A 24,349-nucleotide genomic window follows, 5' to 3' on the forward strand; every position below is an offset into this window, starting at 1 on the left:
CGCAACCTAACTTATCAACGTTAATCTAATAGGGTTTACGTGCACCCACGGTTCGAAGCGAACCTCAAGAATACGGATTCGTCGTTCCGTTTTTGAAGTTGTCTTAATTAATCATATTGCAACCATTTGTGTCTTAATATGATATGATATAAGCAGAACTTTTCCTATATGTAGGGTTTATATGTATTTAATTCACAATTAGACAATTGGAACTATATAAAACTCCATGTATTGGCAATACCATTATGTAAGCAAAAGACGGTTACTTTCTTGATTATAAGGGAGGAACTCCAATGTTCTTTAACATAATTTTAAGTGTTAGTGTAGCCCTGTCCGTACTAGCACCTGACACTTCAATTAACGCTGGTGAATTAATCTACAGCTATACTAACCGATTTATCACTGTAGCGAATCCTAGTGATTCAATCATTGCGCCTAAGGATGTTCAACTTATCATCTCAGGCACTTATAGCAGTTATAATGCTTATGAAAAATCTTTTACTTTAGATCCTAATAACGGTGAAGATGCAAACCTGTGGATTAAAAATACCAGCACGGACACACTTTATGCGAGAATTACTATGGGCAGTAACAGCCCACTTGAGGTTTCAATTGATAAGGACAGCCAAAAAACAATTAAAATGGGTGCAACCAAAACAACCGATGTCAAAGTTTATGTTTACAGCAAAACGGGACATAAGATGGATATAACCATCAGCGCAAGACAATTTTAAAAAGGTACATATAAAGACCAACCTAATCCGAAACAGAAAGAAAGTGAATTAGATGGCTAGACCAAAGAAGAAGAACCGTTATATGCTCATCATGTGCATCTCAACAATAATCACATCTATAAGCTGTATGTTAATAGAAACCAGCAGCAGCGTTACAGGAGTGACAGTAAAGATAATCTGCTCCTTAACTATTCTTTTATCTTTATACAATCTATACAGATTCGGTAGGTACAACTAACATCAAATAACAACAGTACATAACGCCCAGCCAATGTGGCTAGGTTTCTTTTATGTGTTCCTTCTCTTCAACCGATTGACCCTTGCAATGATCGTCGTCATTTTTGCAGCCGCTAATCCCTCAGCCGTGAATATGTAATAATTAAAATAACATGATGTATGGGGCAAGTTCTACCTGCTCCTTTTCTCTTTCTACCAAAATGATGGTGCCTCAACCCTAGGACAAAATAAATAGCCTGAACCCTCGTTGAGAGGCTCAGGCCACCTTCATTTTTTGATTTCCGTTTTTTGATCGGGATAAGGTTTTCCTTCCGCATCATCCTCAGTGTATACATACCAGTGAGTGTACACTGGTTCATCTTTATCCGTTTCGACGTTCTCTGGCATGCAGATGAACCGGTAGACCGCAGCATCTTCTCCGCGAACCGTTAAAGTAATTGCAAGCTCCGGGTCGCCCCAACTTGGATACTTTATACGGTACTGACCATCAATCACCTCGCTTTGAAAGGATGGACTTGTCATGAATGCTTGGGTCTTCGTAAAAAGAAGCTGCACCTCTGCTTCGTTAAGTTCTTCTTTGAGCTTGTAAGTAACTTCAACCCTAGGAGTGGAGTAACGAATCTCCGTCTTTTGGATAAGTGGAAAATTCTGCTTGATATCCTGCCTGAAAGCTTTAACCCCTTCCGAAGACACTTTGGTGTACGAAGTGCACGCCGTCATGAAGAGAACCAGAGCCAGAACCGGCGCCATCCGGAATACGCTGAAGTATGGCGTAGTGCTAAACCTCATCCGATCACCTGCTTTTTGAAGATTCGCCTGTTTCCTTAAAGTGAACCTTGGAAGTTGGGAGAACGATTTTCCTCATTCACCAAACCGCGAATAAAGGTGTCAACATCGGGAGCCAGCCAAGTGATCTTGTAACCTTGGTTTTTATCGATATGAACAACCTCGGGCTCGCCAGCATTCCCGGATGCCCGATAATCCAGCATCACTACCTCTGACTCAGCCGGGCACTCGCATAGCACTACGCCAATTTCCGGGTAGCCTCCCTGCTCGATGATGAATCGGCTGCCGGCTTCTCCACACAGTGAGTGTTTCTTCTCCCGCCCAATGCCCAGCATGCCCGAAATCTCAATGCGTCTCTTCTCGGTAGCGTCCGCATCGCTGACAGGGAAATACCGATAACGGGGGACTCCACCATTATGTAATTTCATCATTTTAATATATGATGCGGGCAGCTTGAAAACCAATTGTTCCTCCACGGCAGCAATCTGCTCATCGGTCGGCGGGGCCAACACAAATTGTTCTGCGGTTTCTGCGTGATCATCCCAAAAATCCCCGATTTCCGCTTCGCCAATGCTTGCCGTTTCGATTGGGGTTCCGGCGGCAGATTGGGCTGTCCCTACAGCCTTCTCATCGGTTTTAGTTTTGCTCCGAATCCATTCCAGAAATTCTTGCGTATCCTCATCTCCCGGATCCAGTCGGTCTGCCTTTTCAAAGGCTTCACGGGCATGCTCATATTGCTCCAAATAATAATAAGCCAGACCGATGCGATAATGCCAGAGCGGGTCATCCTGTCCCTCTTCCGCAACCGACAAGAACTGCTCGACTGCTTCTTCGTAACGCTCCAAATTATTCAGCGCTCTCCCCAGATGGCTGACCAGGGCATAATCCCGCTCTTCCTCCTTGATCTCTGTAATCGAATCCACGATTTCTTCGAATTCATCCTGTTCATGCCAAGCTTCGAGCCGTTCCAAGAGCTCATCTCTCATTGGCCTTGCCTCCCTCTCCTATTCTTTGTAGAAATTATATCATTTAGGTGCTGCACACTCCACAAAGGCGATCGATACCAAACATCCGTCGTCTAAAACCGTGCAGACTTCTCTTCATTTTGAAAACGGGTCCATGTCCTCTTTTCTTGTACAGTTTTTGTATACTCGTTTCGTTTAATATCAAAAAGGATTTTTATTTCTTGGGAGGTAGGTTATGAACGTTTCATTAAAAAAGTATGCTGCTGAATTCATTGGAACTTTTGTTCTGGTTCTATTCGGCTGTGGCAGTGCCGCAACGGCAGGGGGAGAGCTTGGATATTTGGGCATTGCATTGGCATTCGGGCTGTCTATTGTGGCGATGGCCTACGTGATCGGACCGATTTCCGGATGCCATATCAACCCGGCGGTTTCACTCGCCATGTTCATGAGCCGTAAATTAAAGGGTGCCGACTTTATCGGGTACGTTATTTCGCAAATCCTTGGTGCGATCGCGGCCTCTGCCCTTCTGTACGCCATCATCGTCTCCGCAGGCATGCCCACGACGGGGCTCGGTCAAAACGGTTTCGGCCCCGGCTACGGGATCGGGATTACGGCGTTCATGGCGGTCATTGTCGAGGTCGTTTTAACCTTCGTATTTATTTACACGATTCTGGGCGTGACCTCCAATGAAAGCAATGGAAACATCACCGGTCTGGTCATCGGACTGACGCTCGCTTTCGTACATATTCTTGGCATCGCCTTGACGGGAACGTCCGTCAACCCTGCAAGAAGCTTGGGACCAGCTCTTTTGCTCGGCGGACAGGCCTTATCCCAATTATGGGTGTTTCTAATCGCCCCGCTTGTCGGTTCTGCATTGGCCGTTGCTGTGTATCAAGGGCTGAATAACCATAGGGGAAAGTAAGGATATAACGCTCTTCTATTTTTTAACGTATAGCCTCCGCTCCTTCCAAAGATGGTGGGGGCTATTTTTTTTATTTTTTATTTCAACTTGAATCATATCTGTATACAGCAATCTCTGCTTATTAGGCAACTCAAAGTCTTGATGAAAATGGCCAAAGTACCATTGCTTATACACTACCTTCTCATAAAAATATAGATGCATCTCATCCAGATCCATATAAATGCCAGACCTCTGCTCAATGTATTCCAAGGCTGTGGTTGAGCAAGTGTGAGTAAGTATGTAATCCATTTTCCAGTTATGCCTCTCTAAGTTCTTCAATCCTTCTTGGTACTCTTCTAGTGATGGCATCTCTCGACTCCACCAGGATTTACCTTCCTGTGAAGCAGCCCCTCCAAACGTTAAAAACTTCTTCTCTTCAATAGTGGAACACCTGTCCACGCATCAGATGAATAACGCTGTTGTTGATTCTATGCACCATACCGCCATTCCATTGTTCGACTGGATACTCTTCAAGCAAATCAAAGTTCTCAGGAAATCTTCTTTACTCACGATTTGATGCGTTACACAGTTAAAAATCGATATCCCAATGTACGTAGCCTAACGAAAAAACCACTTCAAGCATCATGAAGTGGTCCCATGGAATTTGGTTACTGCTTTTTTTTCATATGCCTTATGTCCGATAATTCCTTTCGAATGGCCAATATGCGTTCAAGTTCCGTTTTGCGGTTCTGCTCTTCGTTCGCCAGATTCAAATGATGCGCATCCATTTCAACAGGTCCTTGACCACCAAGCTTCTGAGGCGGAGCAGCTCTGCCCGGCTGAGCCCGTTTAGGGAGCTGGCTTCGTTTTGATTTCATGATTTTCTCGAAAATGCTGTCTCTAGGTGGCATGCCGATCATCCTTTTTTTTACGTCAGTCATTATATCATCGGTATAATCCACAAAAAATATAAGAGACAAACGTTTACTCTACTAGCTTGGGGTCTGCTTTCTCAACGAAGAAATGTCCACCCGTCGACCTAACGGTATATAACTCGTCAAATCCTTCACGATATGATGGGGATTGCATTTTCTTCAATGTACTCTTGATGCCGATTTCCGGAATTCTTTCTTCCCCCGTCCTTTTCCCGTTTCTTTCCAACGAGAGGGCATAGTCGGGCTCAAAAAAATAACCGATGACTTTAAATCGATGTTCTTTGGCACAGCCTATATATTTCTGCCGCTCTTCCATGGTCGGATTGGTGTTGTCGATGACAAAAGGCTGCTTGGCCTCCAGCGAAGCTTGTATAAACAAGTTCTCCCGATTTCTCGTCCTCAACATGTCGAGATTAATCCTCATGTGTGTTTGGAAAAACCTCTCCCTGTAAAACGTCGATTTCCCAGAAGCCTGAATCCCGATAAAAATGACGCATTCCATGCCTACTCATCCCTTGAAAAATAAATATGATTCCTTTTCCACAATCAACTTGCCTGAAGCTGTATTTCGTATCCTTTTATTCGGTCACCAAAATCGTCTTTTTCATCACGTGCTCCTTTCAATGCTAGTGTCTGTGTGCTCAAACCCCATATACGCACCCTATTTTCTCTGTATTGAACACTAGGATTATTACAATTTTAATGATATAGTTAATGATGTTCATCATTGCATTTGTCAAGGCACCTGCCTACGCAGTGCAATTTACATAAGTTTCGGCAAAGGCAATGTCTGGATGTAATCGTGTACAAGGCCAATGTCAGACGACACATATCTTTTAACGGGGCTGGGATCAATGAAAGAAAACTTATCCAATAGTGAAGACGTCGGCTATTTGTTTAACGTCGATATTCTAATCAAGAGCCGCTCGAACGCTTTGGCAATGCAGTCCCTCTTGGAACTCTTAAATGCAGGGGAACCGATCGCGGATTTTCGGATCCAATCCGGCATCGAGCTTGGCAAAATTATCGAAGCGACCATCCAAGCGAAAAAAGACTCCATTATTGCACGGCAAGGAAAAAAAGTGCAAGTGCAGACACAAGCACAACCGACCGCTCCGCCGGAGGCTCCTGCTTCCAAAGAGACCGGTTCGCCTACCGGCAATTCGTTTGATGCATGGATTGAAACGCTAATCAAGGAAAAACGACTGACGCGGATCGTTGTGAACAACAAAAAAGGCAAACATCAGAGCATTCCATGCCGAATTTTAAATTTTGACCGGGACAACGATATGGTCAGCGTATATCATGTGGATGAAAAACAGGTTTATTCTTTTAAAACCAATGAAATCGATGAGTTTTTATAATATCGCCAAAAACAAACGAAAGCAGCCTACGCCGGAAACGTCATCACTTCCCCGTAAGCTGCTTTTTCCTTCATTTTCGGCTTGCTCCGCGCTGCCACAAATCGAGCGCGAACAGCAGCCATCCGAGAATGAACGCTACGCCTCCGATGGGCGTGATGGCTCCCAACATTTTGACCCCTGTTATGGTGAGTGTATACAAACTTCCCGAAAAAACGATAATGCCGATCAACAACAACCTCGCCGCCCAGCGAAGTTTGGCCGATTCACCGAGTTGCCCTGCCGTCAGCCCGATGATCAGCAAACCGAGGGCATGAATCATGTGATACTGCACCCCGGTTTCATATACGGCGATGGCATCGGCCCCAACGAACTCCTTCAGCATATGCGCTCCAAATGCGCCTATGGCTACAGACAGCATCGTCAATACGGCACCAACCGTCATCCATCTTCGTTGCATGTTCTTCTCTCCTCTTGATTCAGTCTTCCCACCTTCACTCTGCACCATGTTTATTGTAACGAAATGCCGGGGCATTTGCCAGTTGCGCAGAATGACGCCGTTCATTTCCTCCCGGCACGGATGAGGCTTAATCTCGTATACATGCTGCATGCATACAAAACCTTGATTTTTATCGTTAATTATGGAAAAGTTATAAGGTAAAATTGCAGCAAGCTAAGGATTGCAGCTCCGTCAATGAAAGAAAATGAAGTTTAAAACCCTACTATAACGGATAAGGAGGGACATTACGTTATGGATCAAAAGCCTGGGCATGAATTTGGCTTCCCTGAAGCATCCCCCAACCAGGATTATCATGCAAACGATCAATCATCTAACCCAAAAACAAAACATTCCGGTCCCGGAATCGCCAGTTTCGTGATCGGCATCACGGCGCTGCTTGCCTACATCGTCATATTTGTTCTGGTGACAGCCGCGATAAGCAGCTACATGGGCCATGCGCTCACTCCCGAGCAAGTGGAACAGCTTGCATTGCACCCGGCCATCATCCTGGCCTCCGTCTCGATGCTGGCCTGCATCATTCTTAACCTGGCCGGCTTAATCGTCGGGATCGTCGGCCTGGTCATACGGAATCGCAGGAAAGTATTCGCCGTCATTGGAACCCTGCTGAATGGCCTGATGATTCTGGCCTGCGCAGCTCTTGTGTTCGCCGGGATCTATCTACTTTAATGATATAACGTTTTCAACATTCCAATTGGACAAAGGAGATCGACATGCCACGAATCAAAATTTTTTCGGACAGTACCAGCGATTTGAATCCCGAATGGATTCAGACTTATGACATCGGCGTCATTCCTCTTTACGTCGTTTTCGGGGACGAATCGCTAAAGGATGGGGTGGAAATCACCCCTGAACAACTATATGCGCGAGTGGACCAGGACGGACGGCTGCCCAAAACGGCTGCACCCTCCCCTGCCGATTTCATGGCTGCTTTCAGACCCTACATAGAACAGGGAGACGACATCCTGTATATCAGCCTGTCCTCCGAGCTTTCTTCCACATATCAGAACGCCAAAATTGCCAGCACTGAATTCCCGGAGGGGCGAATTTCCGTCGTAGATTCCCTTAATCTGTCTTCCGGGATTGGTTTGCTCGTCATGAAGGCGGTGCAGGCGGCTGAAAAAGGGCAAACCTTGGCTGAGGTCACCAAGCTGGTGGAAAGCGTGCGGCCCCATGTGCGAACAGAGTTTGTCATTGACACCCTGGAATATTTGTATAAGGGCGGACGCTGCTCCGGCATGCAAAATCTGATCGGCAGCCTGTTGAAGATCCGTCCGGTCATTCGTGTGGCCGACGGGAAAATGACTCCGGCTTACAAAGTGCGCGGCAAACGGGAGAAAGCGATGGATCAGATGCTCCAGAACAGTCTGGCCGATAAAGAGCAGATCGATAAAGACCTGATCATCGTTGTGCACACCATGGCGAAGGAGGATGCGCTTGCTCTCCAAAAAACGCTGCAGGAGCAAACGGGGGCCCGCGTAGAAATCACGACCGCCGGATGCGTAATATGCAGCCATTGTGGTCCAAAAACAATCGGCATCATTTATCATACCGTAGTCTAACCAAACATCGAAAAAGGGCATTCCTGCACGCGGACGTCGTACGCCGGACAGGATGCCCTTTTTATGTGAATCAATAACTTTTCGTCTTCAGCTCGTTCAAATGTTTGAATACATATCCCTGCTTGCGCGCTTCGTCGATAATGGATGCCAGCGCCTCCGTATTATCCTTTGAGACCGAATGAAGCAAGATGACCGCCCCGGGATGTAATTGCTTGAGCACTTGCTGACGCGCATAATCCGTCCCCCGCTGAACGTTTGTATCCCAATCCTTGTAAGCTATGGACCAAAAAACGTTCACATATCCTTGGGCACGGCTCTCGGCCAATGTACGGTTGTTGAAGATGCCGCGCGGCGGGCGCAAATAGGACGTTTGTTGGCCCGTGAGACGATGGATCTCCGTTTGAACCTGTGCCAACTCCGTTTTTATTTTTTCATTGGAGATGCGAGTCATGTCCGGATGGCTCCAGGAATGATTCCCCACGACATGCCCTTCCGCTGCCATGCGTTTCACGAGTTCCGGCTGATCCTTCAAATAATGGCCTGTGACGAAAAAGACGGCAGGCACCTTCTTGTCGCGCAAAACATCCAGAATCGCCGGCGTAAATCCATTCTCATACCCGTTGTCAAACGTGAGGTACAATTCCTTTTGTTTCGTATCTCCCAAAAAAATGGCATCATTCTGCTGCAAAATGGCTTTGAAGCCTTCTTGATCAATGGACGGCAGCTGGCCGTTCTCGCTTTTTTTGAAACCAAAATGATAAGCCCCGTTAATCGGCGATGCATCCACTTGTCCCGTGCCCACCAACATGCCAATGGCCAGCAAGGTCAATTTGGCGCAAAGTAAAAATCGCTTCATCATATTCTCTCCTGTTCCTGAGTATAGGCGCGTCGTTCTCCGACACAGACGTACACGCATCTACAGGTAATATGCCACAGGACTTTCGAATATATGTAACGGTGCAGCCAGCCTTTTCCTCCACCAAATAACGGAAGCAGTCTCTCAAATAAATAGCTATAATATTGAAAATATGTTAAAATATAATATATTCAGAGTGGGAACAAGGGGGATACCAATGTCAGCACAAGAACGCAACCTTACCTGGCAGCATTCAAGCTTAAGTCGAACGGAACGGGAACACGGTAATGGCCATCGCAGCCTCACCTTATGGTTTACCGGATTGTCCGGCGCGGGAAAGTCTTCTCTGGCCTTTGCCCTGGAACGAAGAATGCATCAGCAGGGTCTGCGTTGTTACGTATTGGACGGAGATAACGTCCGGCATGGGTTGAACAAGGATCTGGGTTTCAATGCCGAGGATCGGCAAGAAAATCTGAGACGGATCGGCGAGGTTTCGAAGCTCATGGTGGATGCCGGGTTGGTGGTACTGTCCGCATTTATCTCGCCTAACGCAGAGGACCGGGAGATGGTTAGGCAACTGTTTGAACCCGGAGATTTTGTTGAAATCTATGTCCGTTGTTCGATCGAAGAATGTGAACGACGCGATCCCAAAGGACTGTACAAAAAGGCACGCAACGGTGAAATCCCTCATTTTACAGGCATTTCAGCCCCTTATGACATTCCCTCTAACCCTTCTCTCATCATTGACACGGAATTATTGCCGCTGGAGGACGCCGTGGACCAAATCATGCAGCATTTGGAGCATATTCAGGCCCTTTCTTTGCCACTCTCATCGGTCAGCGGCACAATATCATGAACTTATTTCCGCAAAATGCAAAGGCGCAGCTGTAGTCTGCGCCTTTTGCATGCCTGCTTTTAACGTAATCCTATGGCACCTTATCCTTATCCTTATCCTTGTCCTGCCATGCCTGTCTGCATGCTAAGCAGTTTGCTGAAGGTCCCAACGGGATCCGCCGAGAGCTGTTGGTAGCCACCCTGCTGAATGACCTTGCCCTCCTCCAAAACGATGACCCGGTCCGCCGTACGAATCGTGGACAAACGATGCGCAATGACGATAATGGTTATGCGTCCCCGCAATTGTTCCAACGCGGCATGAATATGCTGTTCATTTTCACTATCAAGAGCACTCGTTGCTTCATCCAGCACCAGTACGGACGGATTGCGCAGCATCGCCCTGGCCAAAACAAGCCGTTGGCGCTCGCCGCCCGACAACCGAACACCGCGATCGCCTATGACGGTATCCAGGCCCTGAGGAAGCTTGCGGACGAATGCTCCGGCAGACGAAAATTGCAATGCCCGCCACATCTGCTCCTCGCTTGCATGGGGATCGACCAACTGCAAATTTTCGCGAATGCTTGAGTGAAACAGGAACGGGTCCTGGGACACATAACCAATCGAGCTCCGCCATTTCAGCAATCGGTCCTCCGACAACGGAAGGTCGTCGATCACGATTTGTCCCTCTTCGGGACGTACCAGCCCCATGATCAGGTCGATCAGCGTGCTTTTCCCCGCTCCGGATTTGCCTACGATCGCCGTCATGCCTTTGGCCGGAATCGAAATGTTTGCTTGATGCAGCGCGTACGAAGGACTGCCTGCATACCGGTAACTGACATTGCGGCATTCGATGCTTCTCGTCAACTCCAGAGGCTGTACCTGGTCAAATGTCATGCCCGTTGCTGTATGGCTTTGGAAAGCCATGTCCGCTTTGCCTCTGCTTTTCCGCGGTCCAGAGATGGTTGACTCCCGCTCACCAGCTTCTTTCTGCAAGGTTCCTTCGGTGATGCCATCGCTGATTTCCCGGCTGTTCTCCGTCTCCACCTGCAGCTCGCGAACGATCCGGAATGCAGGCAGCATGGAGCTGATGTATTCCAGATTGGACTGGATCGACGTAAATCGCGGCCACAATCTGGAAAAAATAAGAATAATCAGCAAAAGGCTGGTAGGCGGAACGACAAGAACGCGCAGCGAAATATAAATAAAGGCAGCAATCATCACGGCTGCAGACACCCGGTGAATCAACTGCGTTCTGCTGTTCAAACGAATGAACTGGACCACGTTCTGTTCAATCCGTTTGCACATCAGCTCGAACCAGCTGATATGGGACGATTCCAGCATGTTGCTTTTGATATCCTTGATGCCGTTGAAATGCTCCGTAATCCCGTTGTAATAATGCTGCGAATATTCCGTCGTCTGGTCCCCGATTTGTTTGGCCTGCTTGACAAACCTTTTCAGGGCAACGAACAGCAGCAGCCCGCAGACAATCACCAGCAAGGTCAACTTTACCGATAACAGGAAGGCCAGACCGATCTGGATGGCCGTAAAAATGATCGATGCTGCCATCTGCAGCACAATGCCGGTTCCCTGGCTTACGCGGGCAAGCTCTGACGTCAGCACATGGCTGAAATCGGCTTTTCGTTTCCGAAGAAAAAATGGCCAATTGGCCATGATCAGCGCACGATAGGTATCGAGGCGCAGCGTCCGCACGAATTGCTGCTGTATGCGGGTGTTCCGCACCGTCTGCAGTCTTTGCAACCATGCCTGCCCGGCTACGATCAGCACAAAAGCAAGCAGCACGAGAATCAGGCGTGTATGTTCGGGGAAACGGCCGAGCCATTCCGAAGCCCACGGCAATTGAATGCCTGCGCTGCCAGGATCGAAAACGCCGATCAACCCGAGCATGGGTACAAGCATGTAAATGCCGATACCCTCCATCAGGCTGATGCATATCATGCCGATCAGGTTCCAGTACAGAATCGGTCCGGTAATTTCATGCAGTTTACGCATATAAAATCGCAGCTCGGAAATCATGACTCACCCCCTTTCCGTCATCGTACTGCGTTTCATGCGGCGCCAACACCACAGAAACGGACGTAACGGAAAATATAGAAAATGCAGGGACTTGGGCAGCGGCAGTTGGGCTACGTCCCAGGTGCTGGGATACAAGCGTTCTTTGAAAAAGAGAAGCTTCTGGCCAGGGCTTCGGAGAGCGAACAGATACGAACGATAGATCTTGAGATCGTCGGGCGCAGCCAGCATGCCTTGCATAAACAACAACGCCTGTCGGGCAAGCCGCTCTCCTTTTCCCTCCATACTTGATTGCAGCTCCCCCTGACAACGCTGCAAAGGGGTATTGAACAACGCTGCGGAGAGAATGAGCGCCTGTCCGGCAATCGGCAAGCGTCCTTCGAGCTTCATTCGCCGGGAAGCAGCATCCAGGTCAAGGGGCATCGTTCGCAGCATACGGTCAATGTCATACAGCCAGCGCAGCCGGAACCAGCCGTGTCTTGCCCCATGAGTGACCAAGTACGCAAACAAATCCTCGCGCTCCAGCATGCGAACCGGAGTCGAGGTATATGCGCTGACCCTGCTCCTCTGCCACAACGTTTCGAAACCGGCTTCCCGGCCCGTGTCCGGATTTAGTCGCCAATGAATCTCCACCTGCGTTTTTCGAACCGGATGCTTGTAACAGATATGATGCTCGCGCCACTTCCAGCTGCTTACGCTTCGTCTTCCTTTATCGTCCTTGCATATGTAACCGAGATCCAGCAGCACGGCTTCCGCCTGTTCCACATCGTCAAACGGGATTAACAGATCCAGGTCTTTGGAGGTGCGCAGGGAAACATCTCCATACAGGTCATGGGCCAAGGCAGGACCCTTCATCGTAATATTGCGGATCCCGGCTTGCGTCAGTCTTCCGCATACCCGTTCCATCTCTGCCGTCAAATGCAGCATGCGAAACGTATTTGCCGTATATTCCTGCTTCAGGCTTTCCACAACAGCCGGAGGAAATGGCACGTCATGCATCGCGGTGATGTTCAGATAAAGGACGGCGTACAATCTATGGTGCATCGCAAGCTGCAAAAATAGATTCCAATCCACGCCTTGCAGCCGTTCCCTTCCCTCTTCGGACGAGAGCTTCCGAAAATCTCCGTTCAACATGCTTAGCATGAGCTTGAGCTCCTGTGGAAAACCGGCAGTGCAGCGTTCAAATTCATGTGTCATAAACAATCTCCCCAGACTCCTTCTTCGAACAATGTTTGCCAAACACGCCTACCACCGTATACTGTTCCATCGTATCGGCACCGGTCACGATCAGTTTGCCGCTGCGCAGCCAGGCATGGGCAGCCATCCGTCCCTGTTTGTCACGCGCAGTGCCCATATACAGCGTGCTGTCGATGCCGCGCCGTTCCAGCATTTTCATCGCGGCGATGGCCATCACCAGGCAGCGGCTCTCCCACCAGGCGAACTTGCTCGCCATGAGGATTGCTTTGGAAATGTTGCGTACGGTTAAGACATCGGCGCGATTTAATCCGTCCGATGACGTCTCTACCATAGGTGTTCCAAGGCCCGGTGCTATTTTGGCAAACGGCATCGCTTTGAGAATTCTGGCCCAGCCGAGTCCGAAATACGCTTCCCAGATCAACGAACGCATCTCGCTCGGCAAAGAACGATACGTTCTGAGTTTGCGGAGCAGCATCGTCCTATTCTCCAGGGAGCACGTCGATTAATCCTTCGCGGGACAGATGCTCCAAAAATGCAGTCACGCTGCTCAAGCACACCTGAGGATCGACCTCGTATTCGGAAGACAGCACATCAACGATTCCGGCCACCGTTCGCTCTTCGGACAACAGTTCCCAAATCCGGCCGCCGGTGGTCCCCAAATTGTAATACTTTCCGCTCTGGATGCTCATCATCACTTTCTCTCCACCCATATCGCTAACGAGATTGCCCTCTTTGCGCGTAATCCGGTCTTGCTCTTCCAATGGTTTGATTGCCGTCATTATGCGGTATACACTCCTTTGCTTATGTGATTCGTAATCCGGTCCACCATCTCGAATGCGGTGAATTCGGTACCTGACCTCATGATTCTGGATACTTCCACACCTGCCGAGAGCCGTGACACCGTCTCAAACAGCCACTGCGCCAACCCTTGGCGGGCAATCAGGCTGCTGCGAAACGTATGCGTGCACAGCAGATGCAGCCTTTCAAGCCCCTCTACTTCATGCAGTTGAATCGGGCCTGGCGCCGCATCCGGCTTAGGAGCAAGTTCGAATATGCCTCCCAGAGGTACCGGACTGTCATGAAAATAGTGCTGAACCGGAATGGCGTATTTGGTGATCTCCGCATGCACCGTAGCATAATGCTGCGATTCCATGCCAAAGCCGTCCAGACTGGCCTGCCACAGCTTCTGTTGGGGATACCCCGGAGATACGATCGCTCTTCCTCCTGCATCCCAAGTCAATGCAACGATATCATCGGTCAACAAGGGATATCCCCGTGAGGCCAAGGCTGCCGACAGGGTCGACTTGCCTGCCCCGGAATGTCCCACAAACGCATATGCCCATCCATCGATGACGACTGCGCTTCCATGGAGGGGAAGAACCCCGCGCTGCATCATAATGACGGCCATGCATGTGCCCAGAATGTAAAGCCTCGTTTTTTTCTCGTCGGCATCAGGCTCGGGGCTGATCAAGATGCGCCGCCCCCGTTCCATGTAAAACATGCCGACATGGTCAATCCGAAAAAGAAAGCATCCGTCTCTTGCTACAAAATTGCCATTCCCTACATTCCACTCGGCCCACAAGTCGTGCAGCTCGGCTGTTTCAATATGTACATCGGCGTGACCCGGTTCGGTTTGGTTTCTTGCAACCTGAAGTTCGGGCATCGAAATATAGCTGCTCCAGCGCAATCCATACGCATCGTATTGTACAGGCAACAAGCTCAGGCCCTCCTTTGCACCACATATATGAAAAAAGCCCTTATATTTATTAGCAAAAATAGAAGGGCTGGGCGAAAAGATCGATGTTCCGTCTTTTCGCCCTTTAAGTATGATCAGACATGAATCACATGTAATTATTAGGAAACCGGATTGTACAGGTCAGCATCGTGATCAGAGATCCAGTCGATTTGTCTCCAACCAATCCCAGCCATCGTCTGATTGACTTCCAATACTTCAAGAGCTGGCGCTTGCCATTCTTTTTTCTCAGCGTTCATCGTCATCACCTCCTTTAAAGAATTCACGTTGGTTCAGAACTGGCGCATAAAGCGGTATACAATCAGGCTGTGCATCATCAGCCTCAGATCCGGATGGGAGGCCAGCTCAGGCCGTGGTTCCCCGATGTTCGCCATCGCGGTCCGGATGCGTTCCGTATTCAGAATGCCCGCCACCCTGCTGTCTGTGCATAGATCATGCATCTCGGCGATGAATGCCTTCCAATCCGGGATCATGCGGTGCAGCCAGTCGGCAGGCTGTACCCCTCGCACACGCTGATTCAGCCTGACCTTGTCCGGCAGTTCCGGCGAAGTCGCCCGGCGAACCAGAGCCCGGTCCGTGCCATTCCTTACATACTGCTCGATCGGGACGGACAAGCAAAAGCGGACCACCCGTGCATCGCTGGTGGGATCGCGCTCCCATGCCCGATATCGAAGCGAGCATTTGGTAGCTACGGCACCGTTTTTGTTGGCAATCGCCAAATTGTTGAACTTCTGCGCCCTTACCTTGATCGCGTCGGCACGTGCCCCGCCCTGAAGCACGATCAACGTGTTGAGTCGTTCAAGCACTCCCGTTTTTTGCGCAAAGTCCGGGTGAATCATTTGCGGATGGGCAGGTGCCTCGCCTGCTGACGTCTTCTGAAACCAGCTCGGGTACGCTTTGCGTCCCGTAATTTTCGCGATGCGGGTAAACGGCATGCCCGTATGAGCGCTGTATTGCTGCATTTCCCGGATCCAACGGAGCCATCGGCCGTTTTTCAGCAGCCTGGCATAGTAATCCAGGGCAGGCCCCCACGAAATGGTGAAGTTTCCTCTGGCACCTGTCAATAGGACACCCGCATTCTGCAGGCTGGCCTTCTCGTAAAAACCGCGAATCCAGAACGAATTCTCGAAATATTTATACGGCATTTCCATCATTTCAAGCCATGGATCCACTTCGCTGAGCGGGCTTCTGCCCTCAAAATCCAAATAGTTCTCCGCAATGTTTCCGACATGGTCCACGGTAGAACGAATGTACGGCCGTTCGTCGGCCAGCAGTGTTCTGGACGTGTAGTCCTTAAAGTCGGACACGGGCACATAACTATAAGCATTCAGTTGTTTCCCCTGTTTGCGGAGCGTGCCTGAAGCAAACCCGACGACGGCGCCGGAATCAAGCCCTCCGCTTAATGCTGCCGCCACTTGCCGATGGGTTCGCAGACGGGAATCGACGGCTTGGGCAAACACCTCGCGAAAAGCTTCAACATATTCGCCATCGGATTTGAGTCGCAGCGGTTCGACTTCATCCCAGCGGTGATACTGCTTTAAGCTCAACTTTCCCTCATGAAACGTCAACGTGTGTGCCGGGGGAATCTGCTGCACTCCCTGGTATACGGTAGATCCGATATCTGCCGAGTCGAACATCTCGGGGATCGCGAGAAATTCGGACAACCAGGTTTCGTTCAGCTGTTTGCGCACCCCATGCAATCCAAGCAGCGGTCCCATCAACGTACAGAAAGACAAGCGCGGCCCATCCAGTCGGTAATACAACGTCCGCATGCCCATGATGTCCCTCGCGGCAAACAGCTTGCGCTTGCGTTCGTCCCAGATGGCAAACGTAAAATCCCCCAGCAGTTTGCTGGCCACGTCTTCACCCCAGCGACGGTATGCACGAAGGATCAACTCGCTGTCGGATAACCTGTCGAGATCCGCACGCGATAGTTGAAGCTGGTCCGCAAGCTGTTCACGGTTATCGAGGATCGCATCTGCCGTTATGCACAATCCGCTCTCTTCTTCATAGAAAGGAAGCTTTTCAAGAACCGACTCCGGCGTGATCCATTGCGCGTGACAGCTGAAATAAGCTTCATCTCCCTTCCACATTCCGGTGGTATCCACCGGGATGTGTCCAAGGCCCTCGTACAGGCGCCAAGTATCCTCCCAACACGCCTCTCTGCCTCCCGGATGAACAATGCCCGCAATGGCACTCATGGCTTTTCACCCCGCATGCCTCTGCGCTGGGAAGCCCAAGCGCTGATCTGTTGTCCAAACGGCACCCATGCCTTGATGCGCTGTATTTTGCCGTTCGCCGAAGCGAGTTGGGATCTCAACCGATCCCGCTCCCGGTATCCCTGTTCCAGCCTCAGGTCGGCTGCACGAAGAGCGGCTTGCAGCTGCCTGATCGTAGCCAGTGCCTCCAGCCCGGAATCCTCTTTTTCATCCGTTACGGACGAACGTATTGAATTGGTGGCCTCGGCGCTTCGGCTTCCAGTTTGCATACGATATCCTCGCTGCAAGTCCCAGTTTGTAGCTTTGCGGAATTGGTTCGTCAAGCGCTGCACGAGTTCTTCATCCGGATGCTGTTCATAATGCACGCCCGTCCATCGTTCAGCTGCTTCCAGCTGTTCCGCATATCCCATTCGATGAAAAAGTCCTGCACCGAGAGCACGGCAGTACGTTTCCGTTTCTTGTTTGGTTAATATTTCATTCCAGTTGTTAACAGAATTTTTATGAGCTTCCTGATGCCCGGAGAGATAAGGATCTCCCACACCCATGCTGTAAAACATATCGGACTTGGCACTGTCCAGGAAACGTCCGTATTGCTCCATCCCCTGTTCATAGTCCACGCCAAGGAAATGACACATTTTTTCAAGTTCTCCCTGCGGGTCGACGACCAGCTGCTCATATTGAATTTCGTAGGCTCCGGCATGTTCTTCCGCGAAATAATCATTTAACCGCATGATGCCCAATGTCAGATCCACGGCCTTCATATTCAACTTGGAGCTGTTCAGACTGCCGATCAGATCGAAGCCTTCGCCTGTCCTGCGATTCACTTTTTTATAGGATGCTGCAATGGAAAGTGGATTGCGTTGGAGGTGAATGCGGCTGGCTTGCGGAAAAAGCCGATCGAGCCATTCAAGCATGCAGTAGTAACGCGGGGATTTGTCAACGACGAGTTCCGCTGAATCTCCTTCCAAGAACCCGTTGTATATTTCCATGGCGAAACTGCGACACGCTCGCTCGAATACTTCTTCGGATACCATGGCGTTATAAAATTGCCGAATGATCGAATGACCGCCGTATGCTCGCGGCTCGTTTGTTGGAAGATCAACCAGGCTCATCAGGAACCACATCTCCTGCGTAGCAAAGATGCGACTGTGATTTTGCAGCATCACGGTTGAAAGCGAGCTTCCGCTTCGAGGGACGCAGAGCAAAAATATAAGTCCGTTTCCTAGAGAGTCTACCAATGGCCCTACTCCTCTCCTCGTTCCGTTAAAACGAAGTTATGTAGTGGCAAAGCTAAGGGGAACGTAAATAATGAGGTGTATCATTAATGAGTTTTCATGATACAAACTGTCTATATCTACACTCTATGATACGATTTGTATCATGTCAATCTTTTATTTTCTCTTTTTCATATTTTCTCTGTTTATCCTGCATTTTTTGACCTTCCTCCCCATGCCCATATATCTTTATTCCTCTCAACCCGTGATTTATGACACCTTCCAACGAAAGAAACCCCGGACACCTGCTCTACAGCGAACAGGCTCCGGAGTTTCTAGAGGTTTGGACATTACACAACATGCCAAGCGAAATCATGTAACGGAACGAGGCTCCGGCGACTGCGGCAAACCGTGCCCCGGCCAGCCGGGCCCATCTTCGCGATCGGCGTTCAGCGCATCCTCCACGCCCTTCTGCACTTTCACGGTCATCAGTACCGCCATGCCTGCGATAAAAAAGAAGAGCAAGGAAAGAATTCCCCAGCGCGCAGAGCCGGTGATTTGGCCAACCCAGCCAAAAACGAACGGACCGAAAATGGAGGCAAATTTGCCCGTAATATTAACGAATCCAAAATACTCCCCGGTTCTACCTGCAGGCATCAGGTTGCTGAACAAAGATCTGGCCGTTGACTGGCTGATTCCCTGCACTACGCCGACCAATCCGGCTAGCATGTAAAAATGGGACGCCTCCTTCATAAAGTAACCGAGAATCACGATGCATACATACACCGACAAACTGATCATCAGTACCTGCTTGGCCCCCCACCGCCTCGCCCATGCACCTAGCAGCAGCGTGCACGGAAAACCGACAAATTGCGTCAGCAGCAAGGCCAGCATCAGATCGGTCGTGCCGATGCCAATGCTCGTTCCATAGATGGTCGCCATCAGGATAATCGTGTTAATGCCATCATTAAAGAACCAGAAGGCGACCAGCATGCGAATCAGCTGTGGAAATTTTCGCATTTGACTGAATGTCCCTCGCAGCCTCGATACGCCCATATTGGCATACCCCATCCAGGAAGAGGGGCGATCCGTGCTTGCAGGCCTGCGGGGAGCATGCCGAAAGATAGGAATGGAAAACAGCAGCCACCATGCTGCCACCGAAATGAAGGCGAGTCTTGTCCCGGCCAGCGTATTTTCCAGTCCAAACCAGCCGGGCTGTTGAATCATCAACAGATTGATCGCCAGCAAAATGCCGCCGCCAATGTAGCCGTAGGCATACCCTTTGGAAGATACCATTTCTCTTTCCCTGATGGGAACCAGGTCGGGCAGCATGGCATCGTAAAAGGTGTTTCCTCCCGCAAAACCGATCGTAGATACAACGAGCAGAATGGAAGCGAACAGCCAGTCTCCCTCACCGACAAGGCTGAAGCCCAACGTAGAAAAAATACCGATCAGCGTAAATACGCGCAAAAAGTCTCCTTTTCTGCCGGACAGGTCCGAAAGCGCCCCCAGCAGCGGAGTCAGCAACGCCACGCACAGCATCCCGACGGAATGGGTATATGCCAGGTAGGATGCGGCCGTGTCCGCATCGAGAGAAGCTGCCGCAACCGAAGCATAGAAGACGGGCAGTACTGCTGCCAATACCGTCGTTGCATATGCCGAATTAGCCCAATCATAGGTGATCCAAGCTCTAACCGCACGTTTGTCCAATGGAAATCCTTCCTTTACATACATCCTCCAATTGTTTCCAATCGGGTAACTCCTTCCATTGTACAGGATGTGCATTTCGTTTGTTCACCGGATTTGTAAAAACATAGCCATCGGATTATTTCGAAAATGTTGCTTCCGATGGGACTATGCATCGTTTTTGCTACAAATGGTTTCATTTTATCTTCCCGCTCATCACATATCGTCCCTGTCCGTGAATATACTTAATTACCGACAGGTCAAACTGTGCCACGTAATTATTGGGGGGTGCCTACATGTCAAATTCACGCCAGCCATACTCGTTCGTTGTTTCCCGGGAGGATTGGTCGCTTCACCGCAAAGGGTACCAGGACCAGCAGCGACACCAGCAAAAAGTGAAAGACGTCATCAAACAAAATCTGCCTGATCTGATCACCGAAGAAAACATCATCATGTCCGATGGACAACAAATCATCAAGGTACCGATCCGCAGTCTGGATGAGTACCGTTTCGTGTATAACTTTCAAAAACAAAAGCATGTAGGCCAAGGGGACGGCGACACCCAAGTCGGCGATGTGATCGGACGCGATCCGGCTGCGCAAAAGCCTGGCAAAGGCGAAAAGGCGGGTGACCAGGCGGGTTACGACATCGTCGAGGCCGAGGTCAGCATCGAAGAGCTGGAGGATATTCTTTTTTCCGAGCTGGAGCTGCCCAACCTGAAACAAAAGGACAAAGACCAAATCGAAACGCACACGGTCGTTTTCAACGATATCCGCAAAAAAGGCATGCAGTCCAACATTGACAAAAAACGCACCATTCTTGAAAACCTTCGCCGCAACGCCACCAGCGGCAATCCGGGCATTCATCACATCAGTCCGGACGACTTGCGCTACAAAACGTGGGAAGACAAAGTCATCCCGCAATCGAATGCCGTCATTATCGCGATGATGGACACGTCAGGTTCCATGGGTTCATTCGAAAAGTACTGCGCCCGCAGCTTTTTCTTCTGGATGACCCGTTTTCTGCGGCGCCAGTATGAAAAAGTAGAGATCGTGTTCCTCGCCCACCATACGGAAGCAAAAGAAGTGACGGAAGAGGAATTTTTCACGCGCGGGGAAAGCGGAGGAACGATCTGCTCCTCCGTATATATGAAAGCACTCGATATCATCGATTCCCGTTACCCGCCTTCAAGCTACAACATCTATCCGTTCCATTTCTCCGATGGAGACAATCTGACCTCCGATAACGAACGATGCGTGAAACTGATTGGCGAGCTGCTGAAGCGCAGCAACATGTTCGGTTACGGCGAAGTCAATCAGTATAACCGCAGCAGCACGTTGATGTCGGCCTACCGCCATATCAAACTCGATCATTTCATGTACTACGTCATCAAAGAAAAAGGCGAAGTGTATAAGGCTTTGCGCAGCTTCTTTCATAGACAGGAAAACGGAGTCGCCACGTAAACAAGCAGAGCAGTGCATTCGGATTCTGGCCATTGATTTTCAAGGCCGAACGGCCAATCCCAATCACGCCCCAACAACTATTGTATGCACGGCAATATCCGGCCGTTAATCAAGTGACCCGTGAAGGGTCACTTTTTCGCTAAGCATATCCTGTACGGCTTGTTCATATGATGATGACAACCTTGATTCCCAGGCGTGCAGCCCGTGTGCTGCATTCGGCCGAAAATGCAATCCGAGGAGGTAACCCATGAAGCAGGACGATATTACCGCGCTTGAGCGCTCCATTGCCGAAATTACCGAAATTGCCGCAGGCTTTGGTTTGGATTTCTACCCGATGCGTTACGAAATATGCCCTGCCGACATCATCTATACCTTTGGAGCTTATGGCATGCCTACCCGTTTTAGTCACTGGAGCTTTGGAAAAACGTTTCATAAAATGAAAATGCAGTACGACTTCGGGCTCAGTAAAATATATGAACTCGTCATCAATTCCAACCCTTGTTATGCGTTCCTGCTGGATGGCAACAGCCTGATTCAGAATAAGCTGATCGTTGCGCACGTGCTGGCCCACTGTGATTTTTTCAAAAACAATGCCCGCTTCTCCATGTCCAACCGCAATATGGTCGAAAGCATGGCCGCAACGGCAGACCGAATCAGCAATTATGAGATGGAATACGGTACAGAAGCCGTTGAATCGTTCATCGATGCCGTATTGGCCATCCAAGAGCATGTCGATCCACAATTGATCAAGCCAAGGCATCTGGATAAACAGCGTTATATGGAATTGAAGCTGAAAGAGCAGCGCGGAGAGAAACCGCCCAAACCCGAAGGTCCATACGATGATTTGTGGGCCCTCGACGAATCCAAAGCGGAGGTGCCCGCTCCGGAATCCCAGATCCAAGTTCACCACTTTCCGCCTGAACCCGAGAAGGACATCATGTGGTTCATTCAGGAATTTTCCGAGGTGCTGACCGATTGGCAGCGGGATATCATGAGCATGATGCGGGAAGAAATGCTGTATTTCTGGCCGCAGATGGAAACCAAAATCATGAATGAAGGCTGGGCATCCTATTGGCATCAGCGCATCATCCGCGAAATGGACTTGACCAGCGAGGAGACGATCGAATTCGCCAAGCTGAATTCCTCGGTCGTGCAGCCATCCACCCAAAGCCTGAACCCTTATTATTTGGGGTTGAAAATTTTCGAGGATATCGAACGCCGGTGGGATCATCCCAGCCGCGAGGAACGCGAACGGTTCGGACGTTTGCCGGACCAAGGACGCGCCAAAATATTCGAGGTCCGCGAGCTCGATTCCGATACGTCCTTCATTCGCAACTACATGACCAAACAGCTCACCGAAGATCTGGACTTGTATGTGTTCGAAAAAAAGGGGCCTGAATGGAAAATCACGGACAAATCGTGGGAGAACATTCGGGATCAGCTTGTATTTTCGCGCATTAACGGCGGTTCCCCTTATCTTGTCGTCCAGGATGCCGACTACTTGCGCACAGGCGAGCTTGTGCTCAAGCACCGTTATGAAGGGATTGAGCTTGACCTCAAATACATGGAGCGTACCCTCCCTTACGTGTACCGGTTATGGGGACGTACCGTTCATCTGGAAACCAAGGTGGAAGATAAACCGATCTGGTTTTCCTATGACGGGAAAAAGCATCATCGCAAGTTTATGTAAGCTCGTAACAAAAGAACGAAATCGACCCCCATTACTATAAATATTTACTTTTTCTAATAGTCAAAGAACCTGATCTCTACCTATAGGGTCAGGTTCTTTTTTGCAAATCTCTCTGGATTCGATTTGCTTGCCTTAGTTACATAAAAACGAATCCTTTCGGAATCGGTTCATAATCAATATCTAAGATTGCGCTTCATGGCACCGTGCTTGAACGAAGTGATCACATATCGCTCACCGTTATCCAACACTTTGTAAGAGACTACGTATCGATCCACGATGCAGTAATACGTATTGTGGTGCTCACGGGACGGCATCAACGTGCCCATGGTGACCACCTTCTGTTCCACACGGCGAATCAGATTCATTTTGTATTCCATCGTTTCTTGATCCGTAAAATGTTCACTCTTGATCTGACGAAGTCGGTTCATCGCCGTTGTGGTCCATTAAACCATCAACTACAGCTCACCACGCTTCACCATTTCAATCAAGTCATCTGTCGAATGCAGCTTGCCTTGCTCAATGTCTTTCTCGGATAATTCCATCATTAGTCGTATTTCCGGATCGGTATCCAGCTCATCCACCGGGTTATACACTTCATATTCCAAGCCGGCAATACGAATGAATTCCTTATGATCTTTCTCATAGGAGACAATGACGGTGCCATCAGGAGCTTTCAGACTAAAGTTCATCCCTTTCAACCTCCCTCGATGGTATCGCTAAACCTGCTGATGAGAATCTTATTCTGAATTATAGCATACGACCGTGTTGCAACTCAGCCATGAAATAATGACATTTTGGATAATTACACTTGCGGAATAGGATTCAATGCCGTAACACGTTCACTCTTGGTCTCTAGATGCTCCAGCCATAGCTCCACCAACTGCGTGCCATTATCAGTCGATATTCAGCCCTTCAGCATATTTACGGGCGTTGCTCGTAAATTCGCTCGTTGTTACCACATAACCGCCTACAGCACCTTGCTTAACCATCTGGGAGTGAATAATCGCAATCGGATCAAAACCGACCAAATTCATGTCGTTATAGCATTTCACTTGACCAAGGTATAGTCCCTCTTCGATTTGTTCTTCAATATCGATGCCGAAGTCTCCTGAGCTCTTCGTCACGTGGATATTGCCACCTCGGACAGATGACATAATCTCTGCGACAAAATGTTCGAACAACAATGGATTTTCTTCTTTATCCTCTTCCAGGTCCCGTTTAAAGCGGTTATACAATCCGATTCGAAGAGTTTCCTTCATATCTTCATGGGATGAGAATGCTTCAAGAGCATTGTTACGATAGTCTTCTAACATTTGTTTTTGATTATTATACTTGTACACGAGGTAACATGTGAACATCAGCAAGATACTAAACAATATAGTCATTCTACTTCACTCCTTTACATTCC

General features: G+C 49.3%; 26 protein-coding genes. 8 read left to right on the forward strand and 18 right to left on the reverse strand.

The genetic code is table 11. The annotated features are described in order from the left end of the window. Nucleotides 1-293: 293 nt before the first annotated feature. Entirely contained in the window at nt 294-734 is a 441-nt protein-coding gene (locus RSX24_RS03980; RefSeq protein WP_343259734.1) for a hypothetical protein, read from the forward strand. A gap of 504 nt (nt 735-1,238) precedes the next feature. Here RSX24_RS03980 and RSX24_RS03985 read toward each other — a convergent pair. Beyond that, nucleotides 1,239-1,760, reverse strand: a complete 522-nt coding sequence (locus tag RSX24_RS03985; protein WP_343259735.1) for a hypothetical protein — start codon at nt 1,758-1,760, stop codon at nt 1,239-1,241. Nucleotides 1,761-1,795: 35 nt separating this feature from the next. Continuing rightward, the gene (locus tag RSX24_RS03990) at nt 1,796-2,743 is read right to left on the reverse strand and encodes an SMI1/KNR4 family protein (RefSeq protein WP_343259736.1); all 948 of its coding nucleotides are present in this window, start codon (nt 2,741-2,743) and stop codon (nt 1,796-1,798) included. Between the two features lie 214 nt (nt 2,744-2,957). Between RSX24_RS03990 and RSX24_RS03995 the strand changes: the two genes are divergently transcribed. Next, complete coding sequence (locus RSX24_RS03995; protein WP_343259737.1) at nt 2,958-3,644, forward strand: MIP/aquaporin family protein; 687 nt, start codon at nt 2,958-2,960, stop codon at nt 3,642-3,644. 647 nt (nt 3,645-4,291) lie between these two features. Here the strand turns inward: RSX24_RS03995 and RSX24_RS04000 are convergent. Continuing rightward, nucleotides 4,292-4,534 carry a hypothetical protein gene (locus RSX24_RS04000; RefSeq protein ID WP_343259738.1) on the reverse strand — a complete coding sequence of 81 codons (243 nt, stop codon included), beginning with the start codon at nt 4,532-4,534 and terminating at the stop codon, nt 4,292-4,294. A 73-nt stretch (nt 4,535-4,607) separates the two neighbouring features. Next, entirely contained in the window at nt 4,608-5,060 is a 453-nt protein-coding gene (locus RSX24_RS04005; RefSeq protein WP_236421148.1) for an ATP-binding protein, read from the reverse strand. Between the two features lie 352 nt (nt 5,061-5,412). On the opposite strand from RSX24_RS04005, the gene RSX24_RS04010 reads away from it, so the two are divergent. Further along, nucleotides 5,413-5,922 (forward strand): hypothetical protein, encoded by a 510-nt coding sequence (locus tag RSX24_RS04010; protein ID WP_343259739.1) that lies wholly within the window; start codon nt 5,413-5,415, stop codon nt 5,920-5,922. Between the two features lie 70 nt (nt 5,923-5,992). Here RSX24_RS04010 and RSX24_RS04015 read toward each other — a convergent pair whose 3' ends face one another. Further along, nucleotides 5,993-6,379, reverse strand: coding sequence for a DUF423 domain-containing protein (locus tag RSX24_RS04015; protein ID WP_236421146.1), 387 nt, complete (start codon nt 6,377-6,379; stop codon nt 5,993-5,995). A 291-nt stretch (nt 6,380-6,670) separates the two neighbouring features. Here RSX24_RS04015 and RSX24_RS04020 point away from each other — a divergent pair, with 291 nt between their 5' ends. Together RSX24_RS04020 and RSX24_RS04025 are read left to right on the forward strand one after the other, a co-directional pair. Then, a complete protein-coding gene (locus RSX24_RS04020) occupies nt 6,671-7,105 on the forward strand; it encodes a hypothetical protein (RefSeq protein ID WP_339277147.1) in 435 nt (144 codons plus the stop codon). 44 nt (nt 7,106-7,149) lie between these two features. After that, complete coding sequence (locus RSX24_RS04025) at nt 7,150-7,998, forward strand: DegV family protein (protein WP_339277146.1); 849 nt, start codon at nt 7,150-7,152, stop codon at nt 7,996-7,998. Between the two features lie 70 nt (nt 7,999-8,068). Here RSX24_RS04025 and pdaA read toward each other — a convergent pair whose 3' ends face one another. Then, nucleotides 8,069-8,854, reverse strand: a complete 786-nt coding sequence (gene pdaA, locus RSX24_RS04030) for a delta-lactam-biosynthetic de-N-acetylase (protein WP_343259740.1) — start codon at nt 8,852-8,854, stop codon at nt 8,069-8,071. A 217-nt stretch (nt 8,855-9,071) separates the two neighbouring features. Here pdaA and cysC point away from each other — a divergent pair, with 217 nt between their 5' ends. Next, nucleotides 9,072-9,710: an adenylyl-sulfate kinase gene (gene cysC / locus RSX24_RS04035; RefSeq protein WP_343259741.1), complete on the forward strand. Its 639-nt coding sequence runs from the start codon at nt 9,072-9,074 to the stop codon at nt 9,708-9,710. A 92-nt stretch (nt 9,711-9,802) separates the two neighbouring features. On the opposite strand, the gene RSX24_RS04040 is transcribed toward cysC, so the two are convergent. The 9 genes from RSX24_RS04040 to RSX24_RS04080 all read right to left on the reverse strand — a co-directional run bounded on the left by RSX24_RS04040 (nt 9,803) and on the right by RSX24_RS04080 (nt 19,812). Beyond that, on the reverse strand, nt 9,803-11,722 hold the full coding sequence (locus RSX24_RS04040) for an ABC transporter ATP-binding protein (protein ID WP_343259742.1): 1,920 nt from the start codon (nt 11,720-11,722) through the stop codon (nt 9,803-9,805). A 3-nt stretch (nt 11,723-11,725) separates the two neighbouring features. Continuing rightward, nucleotides 11,726-12,916, reverse strand: coding sequence for a nucleotidyltransferase domain-containing protein (locus RSX24_RS04045; RefSeq protein WP_343259743.1), 1,191 nt, complete (start codon nt 12,914-12,916; stop codon nt 11,726-11,728). After that, entirely contained in the window at nt 12,906-13,391 is a 486-nt protein-coding gene (locus RSX24_RS04050) for a lasso peptide biosynthesis B2 protein (RefSeq protein ID WP_339277139.1), read from the reverse strand. The genes RSX24_RS04045 and RSX24_RS04050 overlap by 11 nt, the downstream gene beginning before the upstream one ends. A gap of 4 nt (nt 13,392-13,395) precedes the next feature. Further along, nucleotides 13,396-13,695: a lasso peptide biosynthesis PqqD family chaperone gene (locus RSX24_RS04055; RefSeq protein ID WP_343259744.1), complete on the reverse strand. Its 300-nt coding sequence runs from the start codon at nt 13,693-13,695 to the stop codon at nt 13,396-13,398. Beyond that, entirely contained in the window at nt 13,695-14,633 is a 939-nt protein-coding gene (locus RSX24_RS04060; protein ID WP_343259745.1) for an aldolase, read from the reverse strand. Before RSX24_RS04060 ends, RSX24_RS04055 begins: the two co-directional genes overlap by 1 nt. Nucleotides 14,634-14,770: 137 nt before the next feature. Then, on the reverse strand, nt 14,771-14,908 hold the full coding sequence (locus tag RSX24_RS04065) for a paeninodin family lasso peptide (RefSeq protein ID WP_236415856.1): 138 nt from the start codon (nt 14,906-14,908) through the stop codon (nt 14,771-14,773). 33 nt (nt 14,909-14,941) lie between these two features. Next, on the reverse strand, nt 14,942-16,870 hold the full coding sequence (locus RSX24_RS04070; protein WP_236415857.1) for an asparagine synthase-related protein: 1,929 nt from the start codon (nt 16,868-16,870) through the stop codon (nt 14,942-14,944). Then, complete coding sequence (locus tag RSX24_RS04075) at nt 16,867-18,126, reverse strand: sulfotransferase family protein (protein ID WP_343259746.1); 1,260 nt, start codon at nt 18,124-18,126, stop codon at nt 16,867-16,869. The genes RSX24_RS04070 and RSX24_RS04075 overlap by 4 nt, the downstream gene beginning before the upstream one ends. A 348-nt stretch (nt 18,127-18,474) precedes the next feature. Continuing rightward, a complete protein-coding gene (locus RSX24_RS04080) occupies nt 18,475-19,812 on the reverse strand; it encodes an MFS transporter (RefSeq protein ID WP_343259747.1) in 1,338 nt (445 codons plus the stop codon). Nucleotides 19,813-20,084: 272 nt separating this feature from the next. Between RSX24_RS04080 and yhbH the strand changes: the two genes are divergently transcribed. Together yhbH and RSX24_RS04090 are read left to right on the forward strand one after the other, a co-directional pair. Then, a complete protein-coding gene (gene yhbH / locus RSX24_RS04085; RefSeq protein WP_236415859.1) occupies nt 20,085-21,251 on the forward strand; it encodes a sporulation protein YhbH in 1,167 nt (388 codons plus the stop codon). A 247-nt stretch (nt 21,252-21,498) separates the two neighbouring features. Continuing rightward, complete coding sequence (locus RSX24_RS04090) at nt 21,499-22,941, forward strand: SpoVR family protein (RefSeq protein WP_236415860.1); 1,443 nt, start codon at nt 21,499-21,501, stop codon at nt 22,939-22,941. Between the two features lie 173 nt (nt 22,942-23,114). Here RSX24_RS04090 and RSX24_RS04095 read toward each other — a convergent pair whose 3' ends face one another. The 3 genes from RSX24_RS04095 to RSX24_RS04105 all read right to left on the reverse strand — a co-directional run bounded on the left by RSX24_RS04095 (nt 23,115) and on the right by RSX24_RS04105 (nt 24,326). Then, entirely contained in the window at nt 23,115-23,369 is a 255-nt protein-coding gene (locus RSX24_RS04095) for a hypothetical protein (RefSeq protein WP_343259748.1), read from the reverse strand. Nucleotides 23,370-23,396: 27 nt separating this feature from the next. Continuing rightward, nucleotides 23,397-23,630 (reverse strand): hypothetical protein, encoded by a 234-nt coding sequence (locus tag RSX24_RS04100; protein ID WP_343259749.1) that lies wholly within the window; start codon nt 23,628-23,630, stop codon nt 23,397-23,399. Nucleotides 23,631-23,834: 204 nt separating this feature from the next. Further along, complete coding sequence (locus tag RSX24_RS04105) at nt 23,835-24,326, reverse strand: restriction endonuclease (RefSeq protein ID WP_343259750.1); 492 nt, start codon at nt 24,324-24,326, stop codon at nt 23,835-23,837. Nucleotides 24,327-24,349: the final 23 nt, after the last annotated feature.

This window comes from Paenibacillus hubeiensis, from assembly GCF_032334105.1.
Lineage (GTDB): Bacteria > Bacillota > Bacilli > Paenibacillales > Paenibacillaceae > Paenibacillus > Paenibacillus hubeiensis.

Excerpts from the sequence above, each read along its gene's own strand:
- RSX24_RS03980 (WP_343259734.1), top strand. The coding sequence starts at position 294 with ATGTTCTTTAACATAATTTTAAGTGTTAGTGTAGCCCTGTCCGTACTA.
- RSX24_RS03985 (WP_343259735.1), bottom strand. The coding sequence starts at position 1,760 with ATGAGGTTTAGCACTACGCCATACTTCAGCGTATTCCGGATGGCGCCG.
- RSX24_RS03990 (WP_343259736.1), bottom strand. The coding sequence starts at position 2,743 with ATGAGAGATGAGCTCTTGGAACGGCTCGAAGCTTGGCATGAACAGGAT.
- RSX24_RS03995 (WP_343259737.1), top strand. The coding sequence starts at position 2,958 with ATGAACGTTTCATTAAAAAAGTATGCTGCTGAATTCATTGGAACTTTT.
- RSX24_RS04000 (WP_343259738.1), bottom strand. The coding sequence starts at position 4,534 with ATGCCACCTAGAGACAGCATTTTCGAGAAAATCATGAAATCAAAACGA.
- RSX24_RS04005 (WP_236421148.1), bottom strand. The coding sequence starts at position 5,060 with ATGGAATGCGTCATTTTTATCGGGATTCAGGCTTCTGGGAAATCGACG.
- RSX24_RS04010 (WP_343259739.1), top strand. The coding sequence starts at position 5,413 with ATGAAAGAAAACTTATCCAATAGTGAAGACGTCGGCTATTTGTTTAAC.
- RSX24_RS04015 (WP_236421146.1), bottom strand. The coding sequence starts at position 6,379 with ATGCAACGAAGATGGATGACGGTTGGTGCCGTATTGACGATGCTGTCT.
- RSX24_RS04020 (WP_339277147.1), top strand. The coding sequence starts at position 6,671 with ATGGATCAAAAGCCTGGGCATGAATTTGGCTTCCCTGAAGCATCCCCC.
- RSX24_RS04025 (WP_339277146.1), top strand. The coding sequence starts at position 7,150 with ATGCCACGAATCAAAATTTTTTCGGACAGTACCAGCGATTTGAATCCC.
- pdaA (WP_343259740.1), bottom strand. The coding sequence starts at position 8,854 with ATGAAGCGATTTTTACTTTGCGCCAAATTGACCTTGCTGGCCATTGGC.
- cysC (WP_343259741.1), top strand. The coding sequence starts at position 9,072 with ATGTCAGCACAAGAACGCAACCTTACCTGGCAGCATTCAAGCTTAAGT.
- RSX24_RS04040 (WP_343259742.1), bottom strand. The coding sequence starts at position 11,722 with ATGATTTCCGAGCTGCGATTTTATATGCGTAAACTGCATGAAATTACC.
- RSX24_RS04045 (WP_343259743.1), bottom strand. The coding sequence starts at position 12,916 with ATGACACATGAATTTGAACGCTGCACTGCCGGTTTTCCACAGGAGCTC.
- RSX24_RS04050 (WP_339277139.1), bottom strand. The coding sequence starts at position 13,391 with ATGCTGCTCCGCAAACTCAGAACGTATCGTTCTTTGCCGAGCGAGATG.
- RSX24_RS04055 (WP_343259744.1), bottom strand. The coding sequence starts at position 13,695 with ATGACGGCAATCAAACCATTGGAAGAGCAAGACCGGATTACGCGCAAA.
- RSX24_RS04065 (WP_236415856.1), bottom strand. The coding sequence starts at position 14,908 with ATGAACGCTGAGAAAAAAGAATGGCAAGCGCCAGCTCTTGAAGTATTG.
- RSX24_RS04070 (WP_236415857.1), bottom strand. The coding sequence starts at position 16,870 with ATGAGTGCCATTGCGGGCATTGTTCATCCGGGAGGCAGAGAGGCGTGT.
- yhbH (WP_236415859.1), top strand. The coding sequence starts at position 20,085 with ATGTCAAATTCACGCCAGCCATACTCGTTCGTTGTTTCCCGGGAGGAT.
- RSX24_RS04090 (WP_236415860.1), top strand. The coding sequence starts at position 21,499 with ATGAAGCAGGACGATATTACCGCGCTTGAGCGCTCCATTGCCGAAATT.
- RSX24_RS04095 (WP_343259748.1), bottom strand. The coding sequence starts at position 23,369 with ATGAACCGACTTCGTCAGATCAAGAGTGAACATTTTACGGATCAAGAA.
- RSX24_RS04100 (WP_343259749.1), bottom strand. The coding sequence starts at position 23,630 with ATGAACTTTAGTCTGAAAGCTCCTGATGGCACCGTCATTGTCTCCTAT.
- RSX24_RS04105 (WP_343259750.1), bottom strand. The coding sequence starts at position 24,326 with ATGACTATATTGTTTAGTATCTTGCTGATGTTCACATGTTACCTCGTG.